Source organism: Gemmatimonas sp., assembly GCF_036405635.1.
Lineage (GTDB): Bacteria > Gemmatimonadota > Gemmatimonadetes > Gemmatimonadales > Gemmatimonadaceae > Gemmatimonas.
Genome location: NZ_DASWXE010000166.1, coordinates 1 through 18,602 on the forward strand (window position 1 = coordinate 1; position 18,602 = coordinate 18,602).

Annotated in this window: 22 protein-coding genes and 1 pseudogene; 11 read left to right on the top strand and 12 right to left on the bottom strand. The window is 66.0% G+C overall.

The window, feature by feature from the left end:
- The 8 genes and pseudogenes from VGE27_RS19500 to VGE27_RS13400 form a co-directional block, all read right to left on the bottom strand.
- Positions 1-179: pseudogene (locus tag VGE27_RS19500) on the bottom strand (biotin synthase BioB); the annotation flags it as partial.
- A 46-nt stretch (positions 180-225) separates the two neighbouring features.
- Entirely contained in the window at positions 226-978 is a 753-nt protein-coding gene (bioD, locus tag VGE27_RS13370) for a dethiobiotin synthase (protein WP_331050167.1), read from the bottom strand.
- 15 nt (positions 979-993) lie between these two features.
- Complete coding sequence (locus VGE27_RS13375) at positions 994-2,451, bottom strand: adenosylmethionine--8-amino-7-oxononanoate transaminase (protein WP_331050168.1); 1,458 nt, start codon at positions 2,449-2,451, stop codon at positions 994-996.
- On the bottom strand, positions 2,448-3,641 hold the full coding sequence (gene bioF, locus VGE27_RS13380) for an 8-amino-7-oxononanoate synthase (RefSeq protein ID WP_331050188.1): 1,194 nt from the start codon (positions 3,639-3,641) through the stop codon (positions 2,448-2,450). Before bioF ends, VGE27_RS13375 begins: the two co-directional genes overlap by 4 nt.
- Before the next feature lie 16 nt (positions 3,642-3,657).
- Positions 3,658-4,008 (bottom strand): hypothetical protein, encoded by a 351-nt coding sequence (locus VGE27_RS13385; protein WP_331050169.1) that lies wholly within the window; start codon positions 4,006-4,008, stop codon positions 3,658-3,660.
- Entirely contained in the window at positions 4,005-4,529 is a 525-nt protein-coding gene (locus VGE27_RS13390; protein ID WP_331050170.1) for a copper chaperone PCu(A)C, read from the bottom strand. The genes VGE27_RS13385 and VGE27_RS13390 overlap by 4 nt, the downstream gene beginning before the upstream one ends.
- 5 nt (positions 4,530-4,534) lie before the next feature.
- Entirely contained in the window at positions 4,535-5,029 is a 495-nt protein-coding gene (locus VGE27_RS13395) for an SCO family protein (protein WP_331050171.1), read from the bottom strand.
- 86 nt (positions 5,030-5,115) lie between these two features.
- Positions 5,116-5,490 carry a transcriptional repressor gene (locus tag VGE27_RS13400; protein ID WP_331050172.1) on the bottom strand — a complete coding sequence of 125 codons (375 nt, stop codon included), beginning with the start codon at positions 5,488-5,490 and terminating at the stop codon, positions 5,116-5,118.
- 71 nt (positions 5,491-5,561) lie between these two features.
- On the opposite strand from VGE27_RS13400, the gene VGE27_RS13405 reads away from it, so the two are divergent.
- On the top strand, positions 5,562-6,197 hold the full coding sequence (locus VGE27_RS13405; protein ID WP_331050173.1) for a phosphatase PAP2 family protein: 636 nt from the start codon (positions 5,562-5,564) through the stop codon (positions 6,195-6,197).
- Here the strand turns inward: VGE27_RS13405 and VGE27_RS13410 are convergent.
- Positions 6,194-6,697 (bottom strand): DUF3299 domain-containing protein, encoded by a 504-nt coding sequence (locus VGE27_RS13410; RefSeq protein ID WP_331050174.1) that lies wholly within the window; start codon positions 6,695-6,697, stop codon positions 6,194-6,196. The two genes, VGE27_RS13405 and VGE27_RS13410, sit on opposite strands and share 4 nt — an antisense overlap.
- Positions 6,698-6,780: 83 nt before the next feature.
- Here VGE27_RS13410 and VGE27_RS13415 point away from each other — a divergent pair, with 83 nt between their 5' ends.
- Together VGE27_RS13415 and VGE27_RS13420 are read left to right on the top strand one after the other, a co-directional pair.
- Positions 6,781-7,716 (top strand): GTP-binding protein, encoded by a 936-nt coding sequence (locus tag VGE27_RS13415; protein WP_331050175.1) that lies wholly within the window; start codon positions 6,781-6,783, stop codon positions 7,714-7,716.
- 154 nt (positions 7,717-7,870) lie between these two features.
- Positions 7,871-9,598, top strand: coding sequence for a permease (locus tag VGE27_RS13420; protein WP_331050176.1), 1,728 nt, complete (start codon positions 7,871-7,873; stop codon positions 9,596-9,598).
- On the opposite strand, the gene VGE27_RS13425 is transcribed toward VGE27_RS13420, so the two are convergent.
- Entirely contained in the window at positions 9,583-10,197 is a 615-nt protein-coding gene (locus VGE27_RS13425; RefSeq protein WP_331050177.1) for a ZrgA family zinc uptake protein, read from the bottom strand. The two genes, VGE27_RS13420 and VGE27_RS13425, sit on opposite strands and share 16 nt — an antisense overlap.
- A 131-nt stretch (positions 10,198-10,328) precedes the next feature.
- Here VGE27_RS13425 and VGE27_RS13430 point away from each other — a divergent pair, with 131 nt between their 5' ends.
- The 5 genes from VGE27_RS13430 (at position 10,329) to VGE27_RS13450 (ending at position 14,317) form a co-directional block, all read left to right on the top strand.
- Complete coding sequence (locus VGE27_RS13430) at positions 10,329-10,826, top strand: hypothetical protein (protein ID WP_331050178.1); 498 nt, start codon at positions 10,329-10,331, stop codon at positions 10,824-10,826.
- Positions 10,827-10,999: 173 nt separating this feature from the next.
- A complete protein-coding gene (locus VGE27_RS13435; RefSeq protein WP_331050179.1) occupies positions 11,000-11,875 on the top strand; it encodes an MbnP family copper-binding protein in 876 nt (291 codons plus the stop codon).
- 5 nt (positions 11,876-11,880) lie between these two features.
- A complete protein-coding gene (locus VGE27_RS13440) occupies positions 11,881-13,101 on the top strand; it encodes an MbnH family di-heme enzyme (RefSeq protein WP_331050180.1) in 1,221 nt (406 codons plus the stop codon).
- The gene (locus VGE27_RS13445; protein WP_331050181.1) at positions 13,098-13,508 is read left to right on the top strand and encodes a copper resistance CopC family protein; all 411 of its coding nucleotides are present in this window, start codon (positions 13,098-13,100) and stop codon (positions 13,506-13,508) included. Before VGE27_RS13440 ends, VGE27_RS13445 begins: the two co-directional genes overlap by 4 nt.
- Complete coding sequence (locus VGE27_RS13450; RefSeq protein ID WP_331050182.1) at positions 13,508-14,317, top strand: copper resistance D family protein; 810 nt, start codon at positions 13,508-13,510, stop codon at positions 14,315-14,317. The genes VGE27_RS13445 and VGE27_RS13450 overlap by 1 nt, the downstream gene beginning before the upstream one ends.
- 81 nt (positions 14,318-14,398) lie before the next feature.
- Here VGE27_RS13450 and VGE27_RS13455 read toward each other — a convergent pair whose 3' ends face one another.
- Together VGE27_RS13455 and VGE27_RS13460 are read right to left on the bottom strand one after the other, a co-directional pair.
- Positions 14,399-14,644, bottom strand: a complete 246-nt coding sequence (locus VGE27_RS13455; RefSeq protein WP_331050183.1) for a type B 50S ribosomal protein L31 — start codon at positions 14,642-14,644, stop codon at positions 14,399-14,401.
- A 440-nt stretch (positions 14,645-15,084) separates the two neighbouring features.
- Entirely contained in the window at positions 15,085-16,356 is a 1,272-nt protein-coding gene (locus tag VGE27_RS13460) for a hypothetical protein (protein ID WP_331050184.1), read from the bottom strand.
- Positions 16,357-16,577: 221 nt separating this feature from the next.
- Between VGE27_RS13460 and VGE27_RS13465 the strand changes: the two genes are divergently transcribed.
- From VGE27_RS13465 to VGE27_RS13475, 3 genes are all read left to right on the top strand, one after another.
- A complete protein-coding gene (locus VGE27_RS13465) occupies positions 16,578-17,183 on the top strand; it encodes a hypothetical protein (protein ID WP_331050185.1) in 606 nt (201 codons plus the stop codon).
- 162 nt (positions 17,184-17,345) lie between these two features.
- On the top strand, positions 17,346-17,960 hold the full coding sequence (locus VGE27_RS13470) for an RNA polymerase sigma factor (protein ID WP_331050186.1): 615 nt from the start codon (positions 17,346-17,348) through the stop codon (positions 17,958-17,960).
- Positions 17,957-18,602: hypothetical protein (locus VGE27_RS13475; RefSeq protein WP_331050187.1), on the top strand; the 646-nt coding region annotated here is incomplete at its 3' end. The genes VGE27_RS13470 and VGE27_RS13475, both read left to right, overlap by 4 nt.

The window sequence follows — 18,602 nt, forward strand, 5'->3', positions numbered from 1 at the left end:
AAGTGCAGGCGCACGCGGTTGCCCCACGTCGCACGGCGCACGCGATACGCAGCAGCCAACTGATCGAGCAGCACATCGTCGGAGGCGTTGAGCACTGCATGCGCTTCTTCGCGCGTCAGTACTTCACCAGCCAGGGAGCGATCGGCGAGTCGCTGCCAGTCGTAGGAACGATCGGTCATCGGAAGAGTCGGTCAGTCGACAAACAGAAAAGAAGCGCGCGTCACCCTAGGTGACGGCACGCGGCAGGAGCGGATCGAGCCCCGATGTCGCGGCCGCATCGGCCAGCGCCTCGGAATCCTCAACCTGCGCCACCCACGGAAACTGAAACAGGGGAACCCGCGGCAACAGCTGCCCCAGCGCCGCAAAGTTCGTGGCGCGGGCCTCGTCGGTGTCCGGAACGGTGCCAGCCGGTGACGAAGGCGGGGTGAGCGCCGACAGTACGACCCCACGGACCGTGACGCCAGCCCGTTCGAGCGCCTGCACCGTCAGCAAGGTGTGATTGAGCACCCCAAGCCGGTTGCCCGCCACCACCACCACCTCGGCATCCCAGCGCCGGAACAGGTCCAGATAGCTGGTGTGCGCGTCGAGAGGTACCAGCAGGCCACCAGCGCCTTCCACGACCAACAGCTCGCGCCCCCGCTCCAGCGAGGTCCGGCATGTATCCAGGTGCTCGAGCTGCACGGGACGACCCTCGCGTGCAGCCGCCACCATCGGCGCCACCGGTTCCGTGTACACGTAGGGCCGTACCAACTCGATCGCATCCGTCGTGCCAGCAGCCAGCATGAGGCGCTCGGCGTCCGATCGGGGGGCGGGGGCGTGCCCGGTGGACGGGCGGGCATCGATGCCACTTTCCACCGGCTTCATCACCGCCACCGCCAGGCCCAGCTGCCGCGCACGGGCCGCCAAGGCGCACGCCACCACCGTCTTGCCGACGCCAGTATCTGTGCCCGTGATGCCCAGGCGCAGCAGGGGGCTCATGTCGCGGCTGCGCGGTCAGTCATCGAACGGACCACCGGTGCCGATCGGGCCTGCACGCTCACCATCGAGGAAGCGCTTGAGCACTGTGTACACCGCATCGATCTCCCGATCGGTGGTGCAGTACGGCGGCAGGCAGTATGCCACGTTGCCAAGAGGCCTGAGCAGGATCCCCTGCTGCAACGAGAACGCCGCCAGCTCGCGCCCGATGTCGCTCAGGTAGCCGTCACCCGCTTCGAGTTCCACTGCGGCGACCGTGCCGATCTGCCGCACGGCCCGCACTCCCTTCGCGCCCTGGAGCTCGGCGAGGTGCCGCATGTGCGCCACTTCGATGCGCACGCGCTCGTCCTCACACTCTTCATCAAAGAGTTGCAGCGATGCGAGCGCCGCCGCACAGGCTATGGGGTTGGCCGTGTACGAGTGGCCGTGAAAGAATGTCTTGCGACGATCGGTGCTGCTGAATGCGTCGAAGATGTCTTCGGTGGCAGCGGTAGCCCCCAGCGGCAGCAGGCCACCGGTGAGCCCCTTGGACATGCACAGCAGGTCGGGGCGCACATCGGCGCGGTCACACGCGAACATCGGCCCCGTGCGTCCGAAGCCCGTGAGCACTTCATCGGCAATCAGGTGCACGCCGGCCGCACTCGTGCGCTCGCGGATACCCTGCAGCACCGATTCATCCCATACGCGCATGCCACCGGCACCAAGCAACAACGGCTCCACAATCACCGCCGCCAGCTCGTTGCCACGCTCGGCGATCAGCGCGTCCAGCGCCGCCAGCGTGTCGCCTTCAGAGGGATCGGGCAGGCGGGCCACATCGAACAGCAGCGGTTCGTACATGTTGGTGAACACGCTGCGCGCGCCCGCGGCCATCGCACCGAACGTGTCGCCGTGATAGGCGTGATCGAGTGCCGCAATCAGACGGCGCGACTGGCCACGGTTGGCGAATGACTGCACCGACAGCTTGATCGCCACTTCCACCGCGGTCGAACCATCGTCCGAGTAGAAGATGCGTGTGAGACCACGTGGCAGGCGTCCCACCAGTTCCGCCGCGAGCGCGGTGGCCGGTTCGTGCGTGAAGCCCGCGAAAATCACCTGATCCAGCGTGGCGGCCTGCTCGGCGATGGCCTGCACGATCTCGGGCTGGCAATGTCCGTGCGTGGTCACCCACCACGACGAAATCGCGTCGAGCAGCGGCTGCCCATTGATGTCGTACAGCCAGCTGCCCTTTGCACGGGCAATGGGCACCGGCAACGGCGCCTGATGATGCTGCGTGTACGGATGCCAGACGTGTGCGGTGTCGTGCAGCAGGATGTGCTGGCGCTGCAGCTCGGACGGCTCCGCGGGCTCCTCCGCATCGTCTTCGTCGGCGAACGAAACGCCAGGCGCCGCGTCCATGCCGAGTGCCTCGTTGTCGTAGTCCTCGACGTTCATGTCGTCGAGGTCGAAGTCGTCATCCTGGTTGTCGAACGCGTTCATCGGGACCGCAGCACATCGAGAAGGTTGGCGGCGAGTGCATCGACGAGTTCCATCGCATGCACGGCCGAAAGAGAGATGCGAAGCCGCGACGTACCAGCCGGAACCGTGGGCGGACGCACACCGCCCACCAGAAAGCCGCGACGCCGAAGTGCCGCCACCGTTTCCATCGTGCGCACCGGATCGCCGATGTGCACCGGCACCACATGGCCATCACTCTCGCCGGGCACGTCGAGTCCCGCACCACGCAGGCGCAGTCTCAGACGCCGTGCCCGTTCGCGCACCGCATCCCGTCGCCAGCTTTCCACCTGCGCAAGACGCAGCGCCTCGAGTGTGGCGGCAGCCATGGCTGGGGGGGTGCCGGTGGTGAAGATGAACGAGCGGGAGCAGCTCACCAGCAACTCCACCAGCTCCTGCGATCCGCCCACATACGCGCCAACGGTTCCCAGTGCCTTGCCGAGTGTGCCCACGACCACGTCCACCTGGCCACTCACGCCAAAGTGTTCGAGCGTACCCGCGCCGGTCGCGCCCAATACCCCCGTGCCATGGGCATCGTCCACATACGTCCACGCCTGATGGCGGCGCGCGAGGGGCACCAGTTGGTCGAGCGGAAAGAGGTCGCCGTCCATGGAGAATACGCCCTCCACCACAATCAGTGCACGGCGGAACTGATGGCGCTCTGCTTCCAGCATCGCGGCCAATGCGGCCACGTCGTTGTGCGGAAAGATGCGCACCGTGGCGCGCGACAGGCGGCACCCATCGATCAGCGACGCGTGATTCAGCGCGTCGGAGTAGATCACATCACCACGGGCCACGAGCGCCGCGATGGCACCCACGTTGGCCATGTAACCCGACGGGTACAGCAGCGTGAAGTCCACCCGCTTGAGGCGGGCCAGTGTGTGCTCGAGCGTTTCGTGAATCGGGTGATTGCCCGAAATGAGACGCGCCGCCGCAGCGCCGGTGCCCTCCGCTTGCAGTACCGCCCATGCCGCACGCGCCACCCGCGGATCGGCCGCGAGTCCGAGGTAGTCGTTAGAGGCGAAATCCGCGACGCGTTCGTTGTTGAACAGCACGGTACCCGCGCGCCGCTGGTGCACCTGACGAAGGGCACGCTTGAGCCCCGCGGCTTCGAGGGCGCGCAGCTCTTCATCGAGTGCCGCGTTCATGGTGGACGGCGGCAACTGCTTCTGCATGTCGTTCACGGACGGCTCACTGGATGACGAACGTGAGCTGCTTGACCGAGGGATGTGCCGAACACATGCCACCGAACGTACCGGGAGGCACCCGGTACTCGGTGCTGCTGCCGGCAGGAACCGTGAACATCGCGAGCTGATGCTTCACCGTGTCGTCGTTCACCACACGAATGGTGCGCCGCGCACCACTGCCGCCCACAAACACCGTGTCGCTCAATGGAGTAGAGCGCCCATAGGCGTTGGTCACCTCGGCGATGCCACCGCGCCGCACGCGAATCAGCGTATCGGGCCTCGGCCAGGTGAGCCACACAATCACCGCTGTCAGCACCACCAGTCCTGCCACACCGCCTGCACGTGCCGGGTTCATGGCACGCGCACCGGAATCGTGAGTGGCACCAGGTCGCCCGTGGCGAGTTGCACCACGAGCGGGACACGATCACCGGCCTTGAGTGCGCTGTGGAGGCCAATCAGCATCACGTGCAATCCACCCGGCGCCATCACCAGCGAGTCGCCCGGCGCGATCACGATCGATGGACGCGCCGACATGTGTGCCATGCCGTCGTGATGGGATGTCTCGTGAATCTCCACCGCATCGGCCGACGCACTGGCCGCCCCGACGATCTCCACCGGCGTGCTGTTGCCGTTCACCAGCGTGATGTAGGCCCCACCCGTGGCCGCCGAATCGGCAATGCGGGCCCACGCATCACGCACCGTGATGCCATGGATGGTCTCCGCCGCGACCGGTGCGGCGGACGGTGCTGCTGCCGTATCCGTGGTCGCATCGCCGGACGCGCGGTCCTGGATGGTGCACCCGATGATGCCGGTGAGCAGGGTGATGAAGGCCACCGCGCGCACCTGCGCCGGGCCGATGTGCTGAAGAGAACGCATGGCGCCTAGAGAATGCGATCGAGGTCGGCGGCCAGCGCCTCCCACGTTGTACCGAACGGATAGAGCGCCACCAGGCGTCCCTGGTCGTTCACCAGAAATACCTGCGACGAATGACTGACCATGTAGCCGTTGGCGCTCGGCGTTTCATCGCGCGCCGCCGCCACACCAAAGGCTTCCATGATTTTGGCCGTGGTGGGGCCATCCCCCGAGACACCCACAAAGCTGGCGTCGTACTGCCTGGCGTAACGTTCAGCGACGGCCGGTGTGTCGCGGTCGGGGTCGACGCTCACGAACACATACCGCACGCGATCAGCCTTGGCGCCGAGCTGTGCCCGCACCCGCTTCCAGTCGGCGAGCGTGGTGGGGCAGACGTCGGGGCAGTGCGTGTAGCCGAAGAACAGCACCATCGGACGCCCCGCCTCGGGCTTGGTGCTGTACGTCGACCCGGCGGCCTGCATGAACTCGAACGCCGGCATGTCCCGTGGCGGATCGATGGACACACCTTTGAACCCGCCGCTGTCGCACGCGGCGAGGACCAGTGCGCCGATACAGAGGAGTCGACGTCCGAGTCGCCGCGCGGGGGCGCTCAGTCGGCCGCGCATCGCGCGCACAAACCGTACAGCACCACTTCATGGCTTTCCAAACGGAATCCTGCCGGCGCCAGGTCACGCAGATCACCGGGGCAACCATGAATCTCGAACACGCGCGCGCAGGTACGACACCGGAAATGGTGATGATGCGCGCTGCCCGACCGCTCGTAGCGGGGCGGCTCACCTGGCAACTCCACCGGCACCAGCCACCCGCTCTCCACGAGCGAATTGATGGTGCGGTACACCGTCGCGATGCCCAGCTTCGCGTGACGCGACCGGCCTGCTTCGAGCACCTCGTTCGGTCCGAGTGGACGCGAGATCTCCTCGAACACCTGCCGGATGGCATCCCGCTGCTTCGTGTTGCGTTCCATTCAGGAAATATGGTGCCGGACCACCTCGATCATAGTGGCGTCAGGCTGGACCGATCTCTTGATTTCCGGCCATGAGCCTCACCCCGAAATCCGCGGTCGCCTCCCAGCCGCTGGCGGCCTCCTGGAAGCGTTGGCTGCTCGTGTCCGTGGCGGCCATTGTCGTCGCGCACCTGCTCGACCCGTTCGCCTGGCAGTGGCGCATGGCGACGGTATACGAGAAGGACTGGGGACGCCTGCTGCGCATCATGGGATTCCTGCCCACCTGGGGGCTCCTGGCGCTCGCGTGGTGGCTGCAGCAGGAGGAGCCGGTTTCGCGGCGGCACGGCGCGCTCCTGCTCGTACTCGGTCCAGCCGCCGGCGGTATCGTGGCTGAGCTGCTCAAGCTACTGGTGCGCCGGCTGCGACCGGCTGATGACACGTTTGGCTACGTGTTCCGGTCTTTCGCCGAAGGCCCGTTTTCCAATCGTGGGATGGGCATGCCCAGCTCTCACACGTTGGTGGCGTTCGCCGGGGCGTTTGCGCTGGCGAGGCTGTTCCCGCGCGCACAGTGGGTGTTCTACGCTCTCGCGGCCGGATGTGCGATCACCCGCATCCTCTCCCACGCGCACTATCTGAGCGACACGGTCGTGGCAGCATGTCTGGCATGGATCGTGGTGACGCTCATCGATCGCTGGCTCACGCCGCCTGCACAGGCTGAGGCCATCTAGCGTTCGCGGAAGGGCAGGATGCGATCTGCATCCATCTGGAAACCCGCCGAGCCGTATGGTGACTCGAAACTGATCACCCGCAGCACGCCCTCCACCCACACCGGGGCCCACCAGGAGAGCGATGTCACGCCCCGCATCTTCACGTAGACCAACTGATTCGGTGGTGGAGGCGGCATGTGCACGCAGGCGCCGAAGTAGGGCACCAACAAAAACTCCTTGGCCCGGTCCTGAAAATCCTCGAGCGGCACAATGAATCCGGGCAGTCGCACGCGACGCCCCACCAGCTTCCGCAGCGAATCGCCTGGTGCGCCGGTTCGCGGGTCCAGCGTCCGGAGCAGGCGCCAGTCGATAGTGACCACGTCATCGGGGGCGGCACCGGAATCGGCTGGCGGCGTCGTCAGGCTCGCCTCCACCGTGTCCGGGACCGGCTTCGGTTGGACACCGCACATGGCCGCGGCAACGACCATGGTGAGTGCCGGGAGCAGGCGAAATCGGGGCATGACATGGATTTAATGCTATTGATAACGCAAACGCAATAGATAGGTGAGGTTGTATTCATGCGTCTTTGCGGTGAGAGTTCAACATGATCCCCTTGGTCCTGCTGGCCGGATTTCTGGGTGCCGGGAAGACGCGCTTTCTCACCGAGTTGGTTCCGGCGCTGGCCGCCGGTGGGACTCGGGTGCGTATCGTGTTGAACGACTTCCGCGATGCCCGGATCGATGCGTCCCGTTTGGGGGAGCTCAGTGCCCTCGTCACACCGCTCAATGGCGAGTGTGTCTGCTGCGGTTCGCTGCGCGAGCTGCTCAACGTGCTGTATCAGGTTCCGCCCGACCCGGGCAGCGTGATGTGCATCGAGGCCAATGGCGCCACGGAAACGGACGAACTGCTGGCGCACCTGACATCGGACGCCCGCCTGAAGCAGTTCACCCTGCCGCTGCAGCTGACGGTGATCGATGCCACGCGCTGGCAGAAGCGGTGGTGGCACAATGGCCTCGAGCGCGCGCAGGTGAGCACCGCCACCCACGTGCACCTCAATTGGACAGCCAGGGTGGGCGCCGACCGTCAGGCCCTGGTGCGCGGCGCGCTGCAGGAGCTCAACCCGCGAGCCGATGTGGTCACCGGTGCAGAGTTCGGGACATGGCTCAATGCGCTCACCCAGCGGGTGGCCGGCAGCACCCATCGCGACGTCTCGGAGGCCGTGGCGCTTCCGCGCAGCGGGGTGGCCCACGCGCATGCCCATCCCTTTGGGGCTGCCTCCCTGCTCATGCCCCAGATCGTGGACCGGGATGCCTTCCGCCGGTTCGTCCACGAGCTCCCCGAACCGGTGGTGCGGGCCAAGGGACTGGTCCGATTCACGGATGCGCCGGACAAGGTCTATGTCTGGAACAAGCTGCCGGGCCGGAAGGGGCTGCGGCTCGATCATTCCAAGCCCCACGCCGACGCCCAGGCAACCGCCGTGTTCATCGGTGTTGGACTTCCCGTGACCGTGCTCGCCGAGCAGCTGGCAGCGCTGGGCTGACTGGTTTGTGGGGGCAGGGCTTGAATTTCTGTTAATGATATGACATTATCACAACTGAGTCACTGACGCACCCAAGTCGTCCGCGGCATCGCGGCACGCACGGGTATCGAAAGTGCATTTGCAAGTAGCTTCCGTGGGAGACTATCGTTCCGTGATGTCAGTCAGCGCGCTGTTGCCCGCCAGTCTTGGCGCGCTCGTCATCGGCCCACTCCTCAGCCGGTTTGCCCGGTCCCGGCCGCCGGTCATCGCCTTCGTCGATGGCTTCATCGTCGTGTCCATCGGCGGTCTGGTGCTGCTCGACGTGGTGCCCCATGCCCTCGAGCACCGCGATGTGATCGCGATGCTCTGCATGGCCCTCGGCTATCTCGTGCCCGGTATGGCGGAGAAGCTGCTGCGCTACGGGGTGCGCCAGACACATTCCGCCATCCTCACGCTCGCCCTGCTGGGTGTGGCCGTGCACTCCGTGCTTGATGGCAGCGCACTCGCACAGTCGCAAACACAACCCGGTAGTCTGCTTGGCTACGGGGTATTGCTGCACCAGATCCCCGTGGGACTCACCGTATGGTGGGTGCTGCGCGACCGTGCGCGCGTGGTGTCGTGGCTGGTGTTGTCGATGATGGCCATCATGACGGTTGCCGGCTACGTGGCCGAACCAACGGTCCTCGCATGGCTGCCCGATCGCGCCGCGCTGTGGTTCGAGGCATTGGTGGGCGGATCGTTGCTGCACGTCATCGGTCATGCGACGCATGAACACGATGATGACGAAGGCCATCAGCATGGGCATGGCCACGATCATGCCGATACCCATGCCCATGCACATACCCCGGCACACGGGGGCGCTCATGCTCATGCGCATACACACGCCCATGAGCATGAGCATCAACATGAGCACACCGCGCCATCGGGGCCCGCCACGTCGATGACACGGGCCAGCGGTGCGGGCTCGCTGCTCGGACTGGCCGTCCTGGCCGCACTGCAATTGCTGGGTGGACGCGACCACGACGAACACGCCGTTGGTATTGCCGACGCACTGTGGGAGTTCACGGTGGCCAGTGCGCCGGCCGTGTTGTTCGCCTACGGTGCCATCGCCGTGCTCGACATGTTCCGTGCCACCCGTGGGTGGACATCACTGACATTCGGTATGCGTGGCGATGCCACGCGCACGGCGGCATTGCCACATCGCACCAGCAATGGCGCGCTTTCACTCGAAGCCGCGCTGCTCTCCGTGCCGCTGCTTGGCGTGGCGCTGGCACTGGTTCGTCTTGCCGCGGCGCAGTTGCTGTCGGTGCTCGTGTTGCGCGCCGGCGTGAGCACCGGCAATGCCTCACCCGACACACCAGAGCCGGGTTACGCCTGGCGTGATGCGATCGAACAGTCGGCACCGTGGATCATCCTTGGTCTGATGATGGCTGCGGTGCTTGCGCCGGTATTGCCGCAGTCGTGGATCACCCGACTGCCGCAGGGTGTCGACGTGTTGTTGCTGGCGGTGTTGGGCAGTCTGGTGTGCATGCATGCCGCGGCGCTGGTGCCGATCGGTGCGGTGCTGTTGGCCTCTGGTGTCTCACCGGGCGCGGTCATCGCGCTGCTGCTGCTGGCACCATTGCCGCATCTGCGCGCGCATCTCGCCACGCGTGGAGCTGATGGAGCGGCGACAGGTGTGCGTTTGTACGCCACGACATTGGCTATCGCTGTGGGCGTGGGACTGGCGCTCAATGTGGCCGATGGCACGTTGCGCATCGGCGCCTGGACGGGATTCCATGGAGCGCCGGAGAACGGTGTCGCTCTGTCTGCCGGCGCCCTGATGGTGTTGCTCTATGTGTGGGTGCTCGCGCGTCGCGGGATTCGCGGCTTTCTCGAGCCACTGCGTCAGGGCACGAGCTGACCGCGATCGCGGCTGATGGTGGCGCCGGATTGCGCGGTGTCCGACACCAGCTGCACGGCTACACGATCGATGCCGGGAAACGCCGCGCTGATCCCGAACCGCACGGGCTTGCCCTGCGGTGCGACACGGCACGCGATCTGATAGGTGGCCACGACCTCGCCGTGCGCACCGGGTTTGGTGTCCATGCGCACGTCACGCGCCGAGATGGTGCAGCCGAGTGCGGGGTCGAATCGAATGAGCTGGGCGCCGCTCGCTCGCAGGCGGCCGAAGGCCTTGGCCTGCACATCCCGTTCGCTCGCCGTGCGTGGGGCATGCTCGAAACCGAACACGTCATCGCCGGCAGCGCGCAGCTCGGCCTGTCCGGTCTTGCCTTCCACGCCGAGCATGAGGCGTGCCTGTCCATGAACGTGCTGCCAGGCATGTGAGCTGGCGCCAGCCGGTGCCGGGGCAAAGGCGGATGCGATGGCGACAGCGGCAGACATGCCGGCCAGCATGGCCATGGGTGGACGCCGCCTGGCGGGCTGCGGTTGAGGTGGGGGCACGAGGCCATGGCGGGTGCGGCGGGCGAGCAGCGGGGCGTGGAGCAGGCGGGTGACCATGGGGCCTCCGTGGTGATTAATCGTTATTGCGCTTGCATTATCATACGTTGAGGGCAAGTCGATTGTTGGCTGGGCGCCGACCGATTCGATCGCAATTGACACTTTGTCCGGGTTGTCCGTACGATACGGGTATGCGTCCGGCACGAGCGCGTTGGGCAGGTTTCCTGCTGACTCTGGTGTGGATGGCAGCGCGTCTCGTGCTGCCACTGCAGCCGACGTGCCCGCATCACGCGCTGGCGGCTCATGAGAGTGTGGCCGAGCGAGGTGCCCCTCATCAGGCTTCGGCCACCGGTGGCGCGGCAGCGAATGAGGCGGCAGCGAACGCCGCAGGGGCCGGATTGGACGCCGCCTCGGACAACGGGCACCACGGCCATGGGTCGGGTGCGGCCACGGATGGTGTTGCCGGTGGACATGGCCCGGTCGACAGCACCGGCGCTCCGAAATGTGAATGCGCCGCCCACTGTTGTGCGGCGTCGACGTTGCAGATCGCGCTGGCCCCGCTGGTCGCCTATGTGGCGATGGTTGAGGCACCCGAAGTGGTGCCCATCAGCTGGTCGAGTAAGCGCATACCGTTGCGGCTCGATGTCTCCCAGCCGCCGGCCACCGCGCCGCCAGCACTGACGGCCTGACGCTGTCTGCTGCGCGTGCTGACCGGGCCATCAGGCCCTGTGCGCGCCACACACACACACAACCGATCCATAGTCACCGCTCACGCAAAGGCTCGATGCTGCGTGACCGGTTTGCGTGATGCCGATGGGCTGCCTCCGCGCCGCCCGGTCCCGTGTCCATTCCCGAGGTCTTCATGTCGCTCGTTGTCATGGCTGCCGCCCTGTTTGCGGCCGCGCCGTCCGTCACACCATCCGCAGATTCTCTCACCCCCATCACCATTCGCATGCAGGCGATGGTGGGCAACACCCCGTTCCAGTGTGGCAAGGAATACCCCGGCATTGGCACCAGTGGTGCGACCATCACGGCCAGTGACTTCCGCTTCTATGTGCACAACGTCCGACTGGTGACGGCGCGTGGTGACACCGTACGCGCGGCCATGGCACCGCAGTCGCCGTGGCAGGATCGCGAGATCGCCCTCGTCGATTTCGAGAATGGTGCTGCCACCTGCGCCAACGGCACGCCCGAAATGCACCCCGAGTTCACGGTCCTGGCTCCGGCCGGCGACTATCAGGGCGTCGCCTTCACAGTGGGGGTGCCCTTTGCGCGCAATCACTCCGACATGGCCACTCAGGGGCCGCCGCTCTCGCTGTCGCGTCTGTTCTGGTCGTGGAACGCGGGCTACAAGTTTCTGCGGGTCGACATGCGCGCCACACGCCCCGACTCCGCCGCCACCGCATGGGTGATCCATCTCGGCAGCACCGGTTGCACGGGGGCACCGGGCGCCAAGGCGCCCACGTCGTGCACGCACGGCAATCGCCCAGAGATCGCACTCAGCGGCTTCAACCCCACACGTGACGTGATTGTCGCCGACCTCGGCGCGCTGCTGTCGCGCAGCGATGTTCGTCGTAATCAGCCGCAGACGGCGATGGGGTGCATGGCTGCCCCCAACGATGCGGATTGCGGTGGGCTCTTTGCCTCACTCGGATTGACGCACCCGAACACCACCGGCGCCGATACGCCGAAGTTTTTCCGCGTCGAACGGGCAACGGCGACCAGTTCTTCACGCTGATTCCGATGTCCTTTCCTCGTCCCGGCGTCATCGGACTCACGGTCGTGGCTGGGTTGGCGATCGCTGCGTCAGCGGCTCTGCCTCCGGATGGCGCGCGCCTCGATGCACAGCCACCCGCGAAGACCACGGCAAAGGCGCCAGCCAAGGCTACCGCCGCGAGCAAGGCTGCATATCGATGGCAGCTGCCGCCCGGGTTTCCCGAGCCGGTGGTACCCGATGACAATCCGATGACCGAAGCCAAGGTGGCGCTGGGTCGCCACCTGTTCTACGACACGCGACTCTCCGGCAATGGCACGTTCAGTTGTGCCAGCTGCCACCTGCAGTCGCGTGCGTTTGCCGACGCGCTCCCGCGCGCCGTCGGTTCCACCGGCGAGATCCATCCCCGTGGCAGCATGGGTCTCGCCAACATCGCCTACAGTCCGGCACTCACATGGGCCAATCCGCTCATGCGTTCGCTGGAACAGCAGGCGTTGGTGCCGATGTTCGGAGAGGAGCCCGTGGAGCTGGGACTCTCCGGTCAGGAGCAGCAGTTGCTCGCCCGTGTGCGCGGGGTGCCGCAGTACAAGGCACTCTTCGCCGCGGCCTATCCCGGCAGTGGTGAGCCGGTGTCGCTCGACCACATCGTGAAGGCCATTGCCAGCTTTCAGCGCACGATGATCAGCGGCCGGTCACCCTACGATGCCTTCAAGCAGGGGCGTTCGGCGGCCATCAGCGCGTCGGCGCGTCGGGGGGAGGAACTCTTCTTCAGCGAGAAGACAGAGTGCTTCCACTGCCATGGCGGGTTCAACTTCACCGGCACCGTCAACTATGTGGGGAAGGGATTTGTGGAGATCGAATTCCACAACACCGCGCTCTACAACACGGACGGGCAGGGCCGGTATCCCGCCACGAATACCGGGGTAGAAGCCATCACGCACGAAGCGGAGGACATGGGGAAGTTCAAGGCCCCGAGCCTGCGCAACATCGCCGTGACGGCACCGTACATGCACGACGGCAGTATTGCCACGCTGGAAGAGGTGATCGAGCACTACAACGCAGGCGGGCGGACGGTCAAGAATGGTCCGAACGCCGGTGTGGGTGCCGACAGCCCGCTCAAGAGTGAGTTCATCAAGCCGATGGATCTCACCCCGCAGGAAAAGCGCGACCTGGTGGCCTTTCTTCGTTCCCTGACAGACAGCACGTTTCTGCGCGATCCGCGCTTTACCAATCCCTGGAGAACCCGATGACCCGCTTTGTCCGTCCCACGTTGCTGCGCCGCCTGGTGCCGGCCGTTGTTGTTGCCGCCGCGGTCGCCGCGCCGATGGCGATGCGCGCTGACATGATTCCGCACCTGCGCCTCAAGGCGTCGTTCCCGGCCAAGGACACCACGCTGACCACTGCGCCGGCCGACGTGAAGCTGTGGCTCAGCGAGCCGGCTGACATGGCGACGTCCAAGATCGCCGTGAAGAGCGCGGCTGGCGCCGATGTGGCGACGGCGAAGATCACGCGCGGCGTGCGCAGCGATGATCCCCTTGTCGCGAAGTTCACGACGCCCCCGGGCGACGGCAAGTACACGGTGACGTGGAAGGCGATGTCCGAAGACGGCCACGTGGTGGAAGGCACGTACGGCTTCACCGTGAAGCTCGCCAAGTAATGATCGAACTGACGGCGGTCGCCAAGGTGTTGTTGTTCACCGGGGCGGCCGTCGCCGTTGGTGAGGCCATGCTGCCGCCGCGTGTGTGTGCGTGTTGTCGCACGCCACGCGGACGGAGTCTCGTGCGCACAGGGGCGGTCGTGGCGTTGCTGCTGGCTCCTCTGCTCTGGTTGCAGGCCCAGCGCGCGGCGCTCGAATTGCCGTGGGCCGACGTGTCGGCGCTCCTCAATGGCGGCTGGGGCCGGAACTGGACCAAGCTGCTGGCCGCGTGCCTTGTGACGGCGGCAGCCCTGCCGCGCCGGTTCGGCAAGTTCTCCAGTCCCGTGCTGTGGGCGGGTGTGGTGGCGCTGGCCATCGCCATCGGCGGGCTGGGTCATGCCAATGCCGGCGACTTCGTGATCGCCTCGCGTGCGATCGATGCCATCCACGTGCTCACGATGGGTGCATGGATCGGTAGTCTCGTCTTGGCCATCGCTGATGGCCCCAGCGATGACATCGTAGCCCGTTGGCGGCGCATGAGTGCCATCGCCACGATCGCCGCACCACTCGCGGTGGTCACCGGGGTGATGAGCAGCCTGCGTCTGCTGGGCGCCTCCACGCCACGCGCCGTGATCGCTTCACCCTATGGGCAGATGCTGCTCGCAAAGACGGTGCTGGTGCTGTGCATCCTCACCTTGGGCGCGCTGCAGCGCCGCAATGTGCACGCGGTGGGAGTGCCGTCATCACGCGCGGTGCGGCTCGAGGTCATGCTGGCGGCGGTAGTGATGCTGTTGACGGCCGTGCTGACCGGTAGTGAGCCACCCGAGTGAGCACTCACCAAACGCGCGCTCGCATGGCCACAAACAAAAAGCCCCGCCGATGAGGCGGGGCTTTTGTTCGCTCGGCGCTGCTTAGCGGCCGTAGCGCTTCTTGAACTTGTCGACGCGACCCTGCGTGTCGATCAGGCGCTGCGTGCCCGTGTAGAACGGGTGCGAGTCACTCGTGATTTCGAGCAGGACCAGCGGATATTCGTTGCCGTCATCCAGCTTGATCTTGGTGTCGCTCGTCATGGTCGAGCGGGTCAGGACCAGCGCACCCGTGGAGGCGTCCTTGAAGACGACCGGGTGGTACGGCGGATGAATGCCTTCTTTGGCCATCGTAACTCCAGCGTGCGCCACCATTGCCGGCGGTGAGCGCGTTCTTGAAATGGGGTGACCGGAAGGCGACGCAGGGAAGCCCACCGGCTCGCTCAAAGGCGAGAGCCTGAATTAATGGCAAAAACGGGCAAGAGAGTCAACTGCGGCCCGCCGGGGCAGATGTCTGAGGTCAGAGACCAGAGACCAGCGACAGAGACCCGACGGAGATAGATGGTGAGATTTCAGATGGCTTAGACATGAGAGGCCTGAGCACTGGCGCCATCCGCCGAACGCGCACAACAACGGGAGAGCGGTCGACACACCATCGCGACGGTAGGCAGCCAGCATCAATCGCTCCGACCTCTCATCATCTAGGAAGGTCTGGTCTCTCACCATCTATCTCCGTCAGATCTCCGATCTCAGAATTCTGAAATCTTCCATCTCCTTCTGAGCACATCAGTTCAGGGCTCTGATCTTCTGATCACATCGCCGTATCCGCCGAGTGTCCCGTCTGCGGCTGCCCGCACGATCGGACCGATGCCACTGGTCAGCTGGGTCATCATGAATTGCGACCGCGGGACCCCAAATCCACCGGTTACCGAGCGGATGAACCGGGCTGCGGTGTCCACCGGCATGGCCGCGACGTTGGCATAGAACCGCGACCACTCGTCGCCCTGCTGGAACAGGTACTGCTCGACGTTGCTGGTATAGAACACGCCCACCCGCGCGTCGCGCTCGCGCAGCCAGGCGCCCACCCGGCGCAGGGCGTGCGGGCCGGCGAAGTTGCCCACCACCGGCACGATCAGGTTGCGGCGCTGCATGTCCCGCACGCGCTGGTACGCCGCCTCGGTGCCCAGAAATCCGATGTTGGCCCCCGAGGGGTCGGAGGCCGTGGCCACTTCGGCGAAGCTGGGCATGCGTCGGAACCCGCCGCGCCCGAAACCACCCCCCAGCGTGCTGCCGCTCGAGTAGTTGAGCTCGGGGCCGGTGTTGGCGAACACCCCGTCGATGTAGTGCAGCGTGGCCCGGTCCGTCGAATCGAGGGGGATGCCGCGGGTGCGGGTCAGGTGGCTTTCCACTTCCGCATAGGTGCGGCGGAAATACGCGGTGTCCATGGCCGAGCGATCCAGGCGCGCCATCAGTGAGTCGGCCGTCCAGGTGGTGGACGCCACGGCGTTGGATGCCAGCGGGCGGGCGAACAGGCGCGCCAGAAATTCCGCCCGTGTGGGCGACAGCTCGAAGACCGCCTTGTACCACAGGTGCTGAAGCAGGTTCTGCCGACGGATGTCGACGATGAACACGATGCGCGGCTCGAGCGCTGCGATGTACGTGAAGTTCTGCTCGGGCCCCACGCCCACGTATACACCGCCCGGTGGTGCGGCCTGCCGAAGCCGAGCCACAACATGCTGGAGGCCAAGTTCGTTCGAGACGAAGTTCTCCGACCGGAAGTAGCCGCCGGGTTCGGAGAATTCCCGGCTCATGCGCCACCAGGTGCTGTCCGCCAGTTGATCGGGCAGGCGCGCGCCGCCGATGGTGGGCGGCAGTGGCGTGTCCACCGTCATGTACGGCGCCTGAGGCGACGCCGGATTGACCGCGGTGGGCAGGGGTGGCTGGGCCGAGGGCGACCGGGCAGGTGCTGGTCGGCATCCGGAGGCCAGCATCCCGATCAGCATCCCGATCGGCAGCGCGGAGCCCAGCATGGACCGCGTGGGCGGACGCAGAATCGGGAGCACAGGCTGGCGCCTTGCTCCTTGAGCGGGCATGTGGCGGATAAACGTCATGGCAAGCCCGTCGTGATCGTGATCAGACACCTGTTGCCGAAACCCCGCCGGGAAGGGATCGTACGGGTGACTACCCCGTACCCGTCCGCCTCTCCGACGCCCAGATGCCAGCATTGCAGCCAGCGGCTCCTCCGCCACCACCGTCCGTGCCTTCCGTCGAATTCCCGGTGACCGTGTCCCAACCCGGCCCGGTGGGTGCGTCGGATGTCTACGAAGGGATGGTGGCGCAGCGAAAGGAGCTCCGCAATCAGCTCGACCGCCTCGAAGACCAGCGGCGCGATCTGTCCAATGAGTTGCGGTCGGAAAGCATCACCACGGCCGACCGGACCGGCATCGAGGCGCGTCTCAAGGAGACCGACGCCCGGATCTCGTCGGTGGAAGGCCAGATCTCCCAGGCCGACCTCGCGGTGGCCAAGGCGGCGGCGATTCCCGGCGCGATCGTGGAGCGGCCTCCTGTGCGCCGTGATGGTCCGCCCGAAGAACTGATCGCCATACCGATCGTCTTCATCATGTTCGTGCTGGGCCCGCTGGCCATCGCGTACGCCCGTCGCATCTGGAAGAAGGGCGCCACCGTCATCGCTCCGGTGCCGCGCGAGGTGCATGATCGCCTCGATCAGATGGCCCAGGCCGTGGAGTCGATTGCCATTGAGACCGAGCGGATTGGCGAAGGACAGCGGTTTCTGACCCGGGTGATGAGCGAGCAGAACCGACTCGGCGCAGGCGCAGCCCAGCCGATCCCGGTGCCAGTGGCCGATCAGGAGCAGGTCCGGCGGGGCTGACGTAGAGCTGAATTCGGCCCGCCGCGGGGCGGGACAATGACTTTCCGGGCCGGATTTTCCTTTGTCCGGCCACCAATGCAACCCTTTGGCGGTGACCCCTGTCTTTGAGGCGCACATGCATGCGCACCGATTCGACGACCGCCACTTGCCACTGACGCACCTGTGACCGACACCGAATTGATCGACCGCCTCAAGGCCGGCGATCACGGGGCGGAACGGGATTTCTACGAGCGCCACGTGGACCGGATCTACCGTCTCATCCTCCGGATGAGCGGTCGGCCCGAGCTTGCTCAGGAGTGGACCCAGGACACGTTCCTGCGGGCGTTCAGTCGCATCGAGCAGTTCCGGGGAGACTCGGCCCTCTCGAGCTGGCTGCACGCGATCGCCGTATCGATCACGCTGAACGGGCTCCGCACCCACAAGCGCCGCGAGGCGTTTGCCGCGCCCCTTGAAGAGGCCACCACGGTGGCACGGTGGTCCGGTGAGAGTGATCCCGATCTGAAGGTCCGCCTCAAAGCGGCGATCGCGGCGCTCCCCGAGGGCACCCGGCGTGTGTTCGTGATGCATGACGTGGAAGGGTTCACGCACGAGGAGATCGGTGAAGCACTCGGTGTCGCCGTCGGCACCAGCAAGTCACAGCTCTTCCGTGCCCGCGAAAAACTGCGCGTGGCGTTGGCCGCCTTTGCGCCATCGGCTGCGATGGGTTTGCCCATCTCGGCCTCCGCCATGACGGCGTCCACCCGGACGACGTCGCAGATCGGCAAGGAGTCAGCATGACAGATCATCCCAACAATCCAGAAATGCCATCGGACGAGGAGGTGCCGCACGTGGTCGATGCGCCGCTCGATCCATGGATGCTCGATCTCGCGCGGCAGGCTGTCGATGAAATCGACGCCGAGGTGGTGGTGCCACGTGAGATGATGTGGGCCCGCATTGCCAAGGCCCGTCAGGGCGAGGACACGCGGGAAACTGCGCCCTCGATGGATGCACCGCTCAAGACCACCGTGACACCAGTGACACCGCTGCAGCGGCCGTCACGGTGGACCCGCTGGTCGGCGCAGGTGGCGGCCGTGGCCGCCGTGCTGGTGGCCGGTGTGGCCATTGGACGCTACGCGGTGCCGGCCTCCAACCTGGGGGCGGCGAACGGTGCCGACAGTGTGGTTGCCGCACCGGGCATCGGTCCGGAGGCGCTGGCCGCGATGCCGCGCAGCAACGACCCGAGCTTCGTGGCCATGCAGGAACATCTCGCGACCACCGTTTCGTTGCTGACGGTGGTGCGGGACGATGAACCGCCCGCCGTGGCGGATGCGAACCTGACGCAGCGGGCGCGTGATCTGCTGATCACCACACGACTGCTGCTCGATCAACCGCAGCTGCGCGATGTCCGGACGCGGCGGCTGCTGCAGGATCTCGAACTGG